Below are 2,959 nucleotides of genomic sequence, written 5' to 3' on the forward strand. Positions count from 1 at the left end.
GCCCGCTCCAACGCCTCCCAGGAAACCTCCAGCAGCAGCCGCTGCTGCGGATCCATCGCCACAGCCTCCCGCGGACTGATCCCGAAAAACCCCGCGTCGAACAACGCCACACCAGTCAGAAACCCACCCTCACGGACATAACTGGTTCCCGACCGTGCCGGATCCGGGTCATACAACGACCCGACATCCCAACCCCGATCCATCGGCCATGGCCCGATGGCGTCGCCACCCGTGGCAATGAGATCCCAGAGCTGTTCCGGGGTATCTATGCCGGCCGAGAACCGGCAGGCCATCGAGACCACGGCGATGGGTTCGGTTACTCGATCCTGAATCTCCTGCAGGCGTCGCCGGGTCTCCAGCAGGTTGTCCGTGGCCTGTCGCAGATATGTCCGCAGCTTCTCATCGTTGCTCACGCCGTACGCCCTCCCTCGGAGCTTGCGATCTTGTCGAGAACGTCGAACAGCTCGTCATCTGAGGCTGCATAGGTGTCGATCACCGGGGTTGCCCCGTGGCCGCCCATCTGGGCCTCAAGCCTGCGCACCAGTTCACGCAGGCGGTCCGCCAGCTTCGTCGGATCTCTGCCATCTCCCGGGGCCAACGTGCGTATAGCCTGCTCGATCCGGTCCAGGTCGGACTCCAGAGCATTTGCGGGCGCCTTCTCCTCAGGCACAACTCGCGTCCACAGCTCGCGGCTGAGTTCGGCGGGGGTGGGGTAGTCGAAGACCAGCGTGGCCGGCAGCGACAGGCCGGTCGCGGTGGTCAGTCGGTTACGTAGTTCCACGGCAGTCAGCGAGTCGAAGCCGAGTTCGCGGAATGCGCTGTCCGGGTTGATCGTCGTTGGGTCGTGATGGCCGAGCACGACGGCGGCTTGTATTCGTACCAGTTCCAGGACTGTTCGCTGGCGCTCCTCGACTCCCATAGCGGCCAGCCTGGTGGTCAGGTCCATCCGGGTGTCGGTTGTGGTCGCCGTCCGGCGGGTCGGGCCGCCGGCCAATGTCCGCCACAACGGCGGCACACCACCAGCCCCGGTACGACGCAGCGCGGCAAGGTCCACCCGTATCGGCACAAGTTGCGGCTGGTCGGTGCGTATTGCCGTGTCGAACAGTGCCAGGCCCTGCTCAGGGGACAGGGGAAGGATGCCGGCGCGTCGCATCCGGTCCAGGTCGACCTCGTCGAGATGCCCGGTCATCGCCGACTGCGGGGCCCACAGCCCCCACGCCAGCGACTGCCCAACCAGACCCGCGGTCTGCCGTCGAAGTGCCAGGGCGTCCAGGACGGCGTTCGCTGCGGCGTAGTTTCCCTGCCCCGGTGATCCGAGCGTGGCCGCCGCTGAGGAATACACCACGAACAACCCGAGATCCATGTCCTGAGTCAGTTCGTGCAGCCACCACGCCGCATCGGCCTTCGCCCGCAGCACTGTCTCCAGCCGCTGCCGCGTCAACGCCTCGATCACCCCGTCGTCGAGGACTCCGGCGGTGTGCACCACCCCGACCACCGGATGCTCCACCGGCACCCCCGCCAACACCGCCGCCAGGGCGTTCCGGTCAGCGACATCACACGCGGTCACCTGCACCCGTGCGCCCAGCTCGGTCAGGCCATCGACCAGCTCCGCCGCTCCGGCCGCAGCCGGGCCGCGCCGGGACAACAGCAACAGATGCCTGACTCCGTGCGCAGCCACCAGATGCCGGGCCACCAATCCACCCAACACACCGGTCCCGCCAGTGACCACCACCGTGCCACCCGCATCCAGACCGGCCGGTAGCCGCAGCACGACCTTGCCCACATGACGGGCCGCCTGCAGGTAGCGGAGGGCCTGCAGTGCTTGGGCTGATTCAAATACGCTCACGGGTAGTGGCTGCAGGATCTCCGTGGCGAACATGTCCAGGATCTCGCCGAGCATCTGCCCGATCCGGTCAGCACCGACGTCGGGCAGGTTGAACGCCTGGTACGCCACCCCGGGGTGATCCGCGGCGATCCGGGCCGGGTCCCGCACGTCGGTCTTACCCATCTCCACGAACCGGCCACCACGGGGCAGCAGGTCCAACGACGCGTCCACGAACTCCCCGGTCAGAGCGTTGAGGACCACGTCCACCCCCTCCCCACCGGTCGCGGTCAGGAAGCCGCGGCGGAAGTCCAGATCGCGGGAGGAAGCCAGGTGCGTATCGTCCACACCCATCTGGCGTAGGGTGTCCCACTTGCCGGCGCTGGCGGTGGCGTACACCTGCAACCCCCACGCCCGGGCCAACTGCACCGCGGCCATCCCCACCCCACCGGCCGCAGCGTGGATCAGAATCCGCTGCCCCGCCCGCACACCGGCCAAATCCCGCAACGCGTAAAACGCGGTCAGGAACACGATCGGCACCGACGCCGCCCGAGTAAACGACCAGCCCCGCGGAATCCGGGCCAGGAGACGATGGTCGGTGACCGCCACCGGCGCCAACGCACCGTTGAACATCCCGAACACCCGATCCCCGACCACCACCCCCGACACACCCGGGCCGGTCTCGAGCACCACCCCCGCCGCCTCACTACCCATCACAGCAGTCGGATCCGGGGACATACCCAACCCGAGCCACACGTCGCGGAAGTTCAACCCCGCCGCCCGCACCGCAACCCGCACCTGCCCAACCGCCAACGGCGCCACCGCCTCCGGACAATCCAGCACCGCAAGGTTGTCCAGACTGCCTGGCTCCGACACATCGATACGCCACGACAACCGCTCGGCGCCGGGCAGGGATAGCCGGCCAGTACCAACGGCTCGCGTCAACCGCCGGGTGTAGAGGTCACCGGCGCGTACTGCAATCTCGGGTTCGCCGCTGTCGAGCACCGCAGTGAGGATCCCGCCCAGTTCACTGCCGTGGTCGGTGTCATCGTCGAGGTCGAGCAGAATGAACCGGTTGGGGTGTTCGGACTGCGCGGAACGGACCAGCCCCCACACCGCAGCCGCGGCAAGGTCACT

2 protein-coding genes are annotated in these 2,959 nt (G+C 67.6%); both read right to left on the bottom strand.

Going from position 1 to position 2,959, the window contains the following annotated elements:
- Positions 1 to 413, bottom strand: a 413-nt coding sequence (locus tag ACZ6O5_RS31210; RefSeq protein WP_465981909.1) for a beta-ketoacyl synthase N-terminal-like domain-containing protein, incomplete at its 3' end; no start/stop codon positions are given.
- The coding region (locus ACZ6O5_RS31215; RefSeq protein WP_465981911.1) for a type I polyketide synthase at positions 410 to 2,959 on the bottom strand (2,550 nt) is incomplete at its 5' end. The genes ACZ6O5_RS31210 and ACZ6O5_RS31215, both read right to left, overlap by 4 nt.

This window comes from Micromonospora sp. NPDC049201, assembly GCF_055586805.1.